Origin of the sequence: Pseudomonas sp. NY15354 (assembly GCF_048068075.1) — a bacterium.
Taxonomy (GTDB): Bacteria; Pseudomonadota; Gammaproteobacteria; order Pseudomonadales; family Pseudomonadaceae; genus Aquipseudomonas; species Aquipseudomonas guariconensis_C.
Map to the genome: position 1 here is coordinate 89,208 of NZ_JBLUPV010000019.1, position 6,889 is coordinate 96,096.

Annotated in this window: 8 protein-coding genes; 2 read left to right on the top strand and 6 right to left on the bottom strand. The window is 61.9% G+C overall.

What is annotated here, in order from left to right:
• Positions 1 to 106: 106 nt before the first annotated feature.
• From ACNFCH_RS17940 to phhA, 5 genes are all read right to left on the bottom strand, one after another.
• Complete coding sequence (locus ACNFCH_RS17940; protein WP_337159939.1) at positions 107 to 1,297, bottom strand: MFS transporter; 1,191 nt, start codon at positions 1,295 to 1,297, stop codon at positions 107 to 109.
• A 101-nt stretch (positions 1,298 to 1,398) separates the two neighbouring features.
• Positions 1,399 to 1,527, bottom strand: a complete 129-nt coding sequence (locus ACNFCH_RS17945) for a hypothetical protein (RefSeq protein WP_256543836.1) — start codon at positions 1,525 to 1,527, stop codon at positions 1,399 to 1,401.
• Between the two features lie 246 nt (positions 1,528 to 1,773).
• A complete protein-coding gene (locus ACNFCH_RS17950; RefSeq protein ID WP_337159940.1) occupies positions 1,774 to 2,970 on the bottom strand; it encodes an amino acid aminotransferase in 1,197 nt (398 codons plus the stop codon).
• A complete protein-coding gene (locus tag ACNFCH_RS17955) occupies positions 2,967 to 3,323 on the bottom strand; it encodes a 4a-hydroxytetrahydrobiopterin dehydratase (RefSeq protein WP_028691075.1) in 357 nt (118 codons plus the stop codon). Before ACNFCH_RS17955 ends, ACNFCH_RS17950 begins: the two co-directional genes overlap by 4 nt.
• A 39-nt stretch (positions 3,324 to 3,362) precedes the next feature.
• Entirely contained in the window at positions 3,363 to 4,151 is a 789-nt protein-coding gene (phhA, locus tag ACNFCH_RS17960) for a phenylalanine 4-monooxygenase (RefSeq protein WP_196164780.1), read from the bottom strand.
• 258 nt (positions 4,152 to 4,409) lie between these two features.
• Between phhA and ACNFCH_RS17965 the strand changes: the two genes are divergently transcribed.
• Positions 4,410 to 5,969, top strand: a complete 1,560-nt coding sequence (locus ACNFCH_RS17965; protein ID WP_070093217.1) for a sigma-54-dependent transcriptional regulator — start codon at positions 4,410 to 4,412, stop codon at positions 5,967 to 5,969.
• A gap of 96 nt (positions 5,970 to 6,065) precedes the next feature.
• On the opposite strand, the gene ACNFCH_RS17970 is transcribed toward ACNFCH_RS17965, so the two are convergent.
• Complete coding sequence (locus ACNFCH_RS17970; protein WP_043209383.1) at positions 6,066 to 6,323, bottom strand: DUF2790 domain-containing protein; 258 nt, start codon at positions 6,321 to 6,323, stop codon at positions 6,066 to 6,068.
• A 416-nt stretch (positions 6,324 to 6,739) separates the two neighbouring features.
• Here ACNFCH_RS17970 and ACNFCH_RS17975 point away from each other — a divergent pair.
• Positions 6,740 to 6,889, top strand: a 150-nt coding sequence (locus ACNFCH_RS17975; RefSeq protein WP_416743232.1) for an acetyl-coenzyme A synthetase N-terminal domain-containing protein, incomplete at its 3' end; no start/stop codon positions are given.

The following is a 6,889-nucleotide window of genomic DNA, read 5'->3' on the forward strand; positions in this document are numbered from 1 at the left end:
CTCTTCGCGGGTAAACCCGCCCACGGGATCGTCGCTGCCTTTGATGGCGGTGCTGTACCTGTGTGCGGGTTAACCCGCGAAGAAGCCTGTGGCGAGCTTCAGGTTTTCAGAGGTTTTGCCGCAAGCGCTGTGCCTGGCGATACAGATACAGGCTCAGCGTCAACCCGCACCCCGCTGCCGCCGCCGCGAACAGGAACATCGAGGCAAATCCGAACCCCGCCGCCACGGCGCCCACCAGCGGCCCGGTGATCCCCAGTGACAAGTCGATGAACAGCGAATAGGCCCCCACTGCCGCGCCGCGGTTGGCTGCCGACACCTGGTTCACGGCTTCCACCCCGAGTGCCGGAAACACCAGCGAGAATCCGAACCCGCTCAACGCCGCGCCGGCCAGGGCCAGCTCGGCGCTGGGCGCCTGCCACAGCATCAACAGGCCAAGGGCTTCCACCGCCAGGCAGGCAATGGCCACACGAAACCCACCGATACGATTGATCAGGTTGCCGAACAGCAAGCGGGCACCGATGAAGCAGGCGCCGAACAGGCTCAGGCACAGCGCGGCATTGTTCCAGTCGCGACTGGCGTAGTAGAGGGTGATGAAGGTGGCGATGGTGCCAAATCCGATCGAGCCCAGGGCAAGCCCCGAGCCGTGCGGGAATACCTTGCCCAGAACCCGCAGGAACGGTAGCCGCACGCCAGCGACGATCGGCGCGGCACGCTTGGGCCAGGCCAGTAGCAGGCCGATGCCCCCCAGCAGCATGATGCTCACGCCCATGCTCCACAGCCCCAGGCTTTTCACCATCAGCACCCCGAGCGGCGCTCCAACCGCCAGGGCGCCATAGCTGGCGATGCCGTTCCAGGAGATCACCTTGGCCGTGTGCTCGGCACCGACCCGGCCGATGCCCCAGCCGATGGCGCCTGCGCCGACGAGGCTTTCCGCACTGCCCAGCACCAGGCGGCCAATGAGCAAGCAGGCCAGGCTCAGCCAGGGTTGGTCGGTGAAGAAGCTGCTGGCCAGCATCAATACGCCGCTCAGGCCGCAGCCGAACAGGCCGTACATCACGGCCTTCTTGCTGCCGAGATTGTCGATGATGCGTCCGGCCCGAGGACGACTGAGCAGGGTGGCCAAGTACTGCACGCTGATCACCAGCCCCGCGACGATGGCGCTGAAGCCCAGGTCGTTGTGCACATAACCTGGCAGCACCGCCAGGGGAATGCCGATGTTCAGGTAGCCGATGAAGGTAAAGAGGACGATGGAGACGACTTGCAGAGTGACCGCAAGGGGGCGCGGTGAGTCGGGCATGGAGGCCTTTTGCAGGTAGGGGTTCTGGACGGTGTGAAAACGCGATGACGGGCAAGTTCCCGCGAGTCAGCCGTTTTCACACAGTCGGGGGGATGCGCGATTTATTCCTGGTCGGCGCTGGATTGATCGTCGCCATCCTGTTCGACGGCAGGCGTCGGTTCGGTGTGGGCAGCAACGGTTTGCTCTTCGGGGTTCAGGCTTGGGAAGGGAAGATTCGGGATTTCATGCATCTCGTCGTTCCTCGCAAGTGTGAGTGAAAAGACTGCGCCAGGCGCGTGTGTGGCTTCGAAAAGCTGGGGCAGGATACAGGAGTCCGAATGACAGTTTGAGTTTTTTCCGCCCTGCGGCGTGGTTATGCGGGCGGCTATCGGACAATCGGGGAGGCTTCTTCGCGGGTAAACCCGCCCCACAAATGTGCTGCTGCCCTAGGGCGTGGCGTCGTATCTGTGAGAGCGGGTTTACCTGCGAACAGGCACTTACCGGCAGACGTCGGCGATGGCCGCTGCCAGTTGCTCCAGTCGCAGGGCATCGGCCCCGGCGATGTTTGCCCGGCCTGTGCCGACCATGTACACGCTGTGCTTCTCACGCAACAGGCGGACCTGCTCCGGGTTCAGCCCTGTGTAGGAGAACATCCCGCGTTGCGCGGCGATGTGGGCGAAGCGCTCGGCCAGGCCATGGGGCACCAAGGCCTTGACCAGCCCCTCGCGCAGTTCGGCGATGCGCTGGCGCATGGCGTTCACCTCTTCGACCCAGAGGGCCTTGAGGTCCGGATCGCCGAGGATCTGCGCGACTACCGCAGCGCCATGATCCGGAGGGGTGGACCACAGGTTGCGCGCCAACAGCGCCAGTTGACTGCGCACATCCAGCAGCTTCTCGGCGTCATGGCTGCAGACCAGCAGGGCGCCGGTGCGATCGCGGTACAGGCCGAAGTTCTTCGAGCAGGAGCTGGTGATCAGCAGCTCCGGCAGTTCGGCTGCGAACAGGCGAACCGCCCAGGCGTCCTCCTCCAGGCCGTCACCGAAACCTTGGTAGGCAAAGTCGATCAGCGGCAGCAGGTTGCGCTTGCGCACTACCTCGAGCACGGCGCGCCAGTCGTCCTGGCTCAGGTCGAAACCGGTGGGGTTGTGGCAGCACGCATGCAGCAGAACCACGTCGCCTTCCGGGGCCTGTTCCAGGGCCGCCAGCATGCCGGCCACATCCAGGCGGTTGTCCGCGCCCACGTAAGGGTAGTGGGATACCTTCAGTCTGGCGCCGGCAAAGATGGTCTCATGGATCGGCCAGGTGGGATCGCTGAGCCAGATGCCACGGCCCGGCAGGCAATGAGCGATGAACTCCGCCGCCAGGCGCAGGGCGCCGGTGCCGCCCGGGGTCTGGGTGGCGCCAGCACGCTGGCTGGCGAGCAGCGGCGAGGCGCTGCCCAGGACCAGCTCGCTGACCAGGCGGCCGAAGTCGGCATCGCCATGGCCGCCCACATAGCTCTTGGTGGCTTGCCGCTCCACCAGGCGCTGCTCGGCCTGCTTGACTGCCTTGGGAATCGGCGTCAGGCCTTGGGCGTCCTTGAACACGCCCACGCCCAGGTCGAACTTGGCAGGGTTGGTGTCGCGGGCGTAGGCCTCCATCAGCCCGAGGATCGGGTCGCCAGGGACCCGGCCAATGGCCGCGAAATGCATCACTTGCGCCCTTCGGCGGTCTTGGCGACTTCGTCGGTGCGCGCGCACATGATGAAGTCGTTGCGGTGCAGGCCTTTGATCGAGTGGCTCCACCAGGTGACGGTGACCTTGCCCCATTCGGTCAGCAGGCCAGGGTGGTGGCCTTCGGCCTCGGCGATTTCACCGATGGCGTTGGTGAAAGCCAGGGCGTGCTTGAAGTTCTTGAACAGGAAGACACGCTCCAGCTCCATGTGGCCGTCGCGCACTTCAATGTTCCAGTCCGGGATCTCACGGATCAGCTCGGCCAGTTCTTCGTCGGTGACTTTCGGTGCGTCGGCGCGGCAGGCTTCGCAATGGGCTTGGTTCAAGGCATTCATGGGTGTTTTTCCGATTTGAGTTGTTATCGACAAGGCGGCTCAGGCAGCCGCCTTGGGTGGAAACTTGGGTGCGTGCAGGCCCAGCTTCATGGCCTGGTGGACCATGCCCATGATGTCTTCGTGGGCCAGGTCGAATAGACGCTTGAGGTTGGGCAGTACAAAGTACAGAGGCTGCAGGATATCGATGCGATACGGCGTGCGCATGGCCTCGATCGGATCGAACGCCTGGTGCTCCGGCTCGCCGGACAGGCTGTAGACGGTTTCCTTGGGCGAGGAGAGGATGCCGCCGCCGTAGATCTTGCGACCTTGCGGGGTCTCCATCAGGCCGAATTCGATGGTCATCCAGTACAGGCGAGCCAGGTAGACGCGTTCTTCCTTGGTGGCCGCCAGGCCCAGTTTGCCGTAGGTGTGGGTGAACTCGGCGAACCAGGGGTTGGTCAGCAGCGGGCAGTGGCCGAAGATTTCATGGAAGATGTCCGGCTCCTGCAAGTAGTCCAACTCTTCCGGGGTGCGGATGAACGTGGCTACCGGGAAGCGCTTGCTGGCGAGCAGTTCGAAGAAGGTCTGGAAGGGGATCAACGCCGGAACGCGGGCAACTTGCCAGCCGGTGGTGGCGCCCAGGACTTTGTTGATTTCGCCCAACTGCGGGATGCGGTCGTGGGGCAGCTTGAGCTGCTCGATGCCGTCGAGGTATTCCTGGCAGGCGCGGCCTTCGATCACTTTCAGCTGACGGGTGATCAGGGTGTTCCACACCGCATGTTCCTGTTGCGGGTAGTCGATAAAACCATGCGCATCGGGCTCGCGTGCCACGTATTGCGTCTGTTTCATGTGGCTCTCCTGGTGAGGGCTTTCTTGTTATGTGCAGGACATGCCTTAAGGAATATCCCCTTACCTGAGCCTTTGCACGGGGTGAGCGATGCTGGAGGGCCGATTCAATGCGCTCTTTCTGTAACGATAATTTTACAAAATTGCCCGGATGCCGGAAAATCACAGCCATCGAGCTGGCCTGTCCTAGGTTTTTGTCAGCTTATCTTTACGACTTTTCCATGCGACGCTGAAATATCTGGCGCGCCTCGGGGCTTTTTCATGCGTATCAAAGTGCATTGCCAGAACCGCATCGGCATCCTGCGGGACATCCTCAACCTGCTGGTGGAATACGGTATCAACGTGTTGCGCGGGGAGGTCGGTGGCGATCACGGCAACGCCATCTACTTGCACTGCCCGAACCTGATCAATCTGCAGTTTCAGGCACTGCGGCCCAAGTTCGAATCGATCGCCGGGGTATTCGGGGTCAAGCGGGTTGGTCTGATGCCCAGCGAGCGCCGGCACATGGAGCTCAACGCCTTGTTGGGTGCGCTGGACTTCCCGGTGCTGTCGATCGACATGGGTGGCAGCATCGTCGCGGCCAACCGCAGCGCCGCCCAACTGCTGGGGGTGCGGGTCGACGAGGTGCCGGGGCTCCCGCTGGCGCGCTATGTCGAGGACTTCGACCTGCCGGAGCTGGTACGGGCCAACAAATCGCGGATCAACGGCCTGCGCATCAAGGTCAAGGGCGATGTGTTCCTCGCTGACATCGCGCCGCTGCAATCAGAGCACGACGACAGCGAGGCCTTGGCCGGCGCGGTGCTGACCCTGCACCGGGCAGATCGTATCGGTGAGCGCATCTACAATGTACGCAAGCAGGAGTTGCGCGGCTTCGACAGTATCTTCCAGAGCTCTCGGGTGATGGCCGCCGTGGTGCGCGAGGCACGGCGCATGGCGCCGCTGGATGCGCCGTTGCTGATCGAAGGTGAAACCGGCACCGGCAAAGAGCTGTTGGCGCGTGCCTGTCACCTGGCCAGCCCGCGCGGCCAGGCACCGCTGATGGCGCTCAATTGCGCAGGCCTGCCGGAGTCGATGGCTGAGACCGAGTTGTTCGGCTACGGGCCCGGTGCTTTCGAGGGGGCGCGAGCCGAGGGCAAGCTAGGTCTTTTGGAGCTGACTGCCGGTGGTACGTTGTTCCTTGACGGGGTGGGAGAGATGAGCCCGCGCCTGCAGGTCAAGCTGCTGCGGTTCCTGCAGGATGGCTGCTTCCGCCGGGTGGGCAGTGACGAGGAGGTGTATCTCGATGTTCGGGTCATTTGCGCCACCCAGGTCGATCTCTCCGAATTGTGCGCCCGGGGCGAGTTCCGCCAGGACCTGTATCACCGGCTCAATGTGCTGTCGCTGCACATCCCGCCGCTGCGCGAATGCATGGATGGCCTGGATGGGCTGGTACAGCATTTTCTCGACCAGGCCAGCCGGCAGATCGGTTGCCCCATGCCGCGTCTGGCGCCAGCGGCGATGGACAAGCTCAGCCAGTACCACTGGCCCGGCAACGTGCGGCAGTTGGAGAACGTGCTGTTCCAGGCGGTGTCGTTGTGCGAGGGCGGAGTCGTGAAAGGGGAGCATATTCGCCTGCCGGACTATGGGGCGCGGCAGCCGTTGGGTGAATTTTCGCTCGAAGGGGATCTTGCGCAAATTGTCGGACGATTTGAAAAGGCCGTACTGGAATCCTTGATGACGGAATATTCCAGTAGTCGAGCGTTGGGTAAACGTCTGGGCGTTTCCCATACGACAATAGCCAATAAGTTGCGCGACTATTCGCTCAACAAATCGGCGGAATGAAGTTAAAGAGGTGAAGTGCTCCGAAAGTGGCTGGGTGTCACTTTCGGCGCTGCGCGCCTCGGGATGTTCGAGGCGCGGCAGGCGTTACGGTCTGGATCAGCCGTTGGAGCAGCCGTTGCCCATCACGCGGTACTCCAGAATATGCTTCTGACCTTGGGAATCCTCATAGGTCATGCGGGCTGGAACCACTTCGCAAACGTTCGGGACTTCGCTCATGGAGAGTACGCGGGCGATGTCCAGATGCTGCGAATAACTGTACTGCTCAACCGGAATCTGCTCGACATCCTTTGCAACTTCGTCGGCCATCGCCGCGCTGCAAAGACCGCCAAGTACCAATGCCAGTAACGCTTTCATTTTCAATTTACCTGTCTAAGGTCGTGAGGGGGCACGCGGCGCTTTTGGCGCCGCGAGTACAGCCAAGTTTTAACTATCGTATTTAGAGGGGGATCAACTTGCCTTCGTGGGGGCTGCAACTTGAGTTAATCGCCTTGCCGTTGTTGGCGAGATGAATTTTATGGCGGGGCAGTGCATTGAAACAGATGGCGTTTTGATAAAGTTTTTTTGCCTTTTGACAGAATCTGTAACAATCCCCTGGATCGTGGCCTCGGTTTTTTTCGTCGCAGCCCTGTGAGTGCGGGGTTAGAGCGGTTGTGTAAGTTTTTGTAGGGATTCCAGCGTTTCGCTACTACCAACGTCGAATGGCTTTTCGCGCTCTGGTACAGTTACAAACGATTCCATACAAAAACAACTATTACACCGAGGTAAAACAGATGAGTGCGGCTCCCCTGTATCCCGTTCGTCCCGAGGTTGCGGCCACTACCCTGACCGACGAGGCCACCTACAAGGCCATGTACCAGCAGTCGGTGATCAACCCGGACGGCTTCTGGCGCGAGCAGGCCCAGCGCCTGGACTGGATCAAG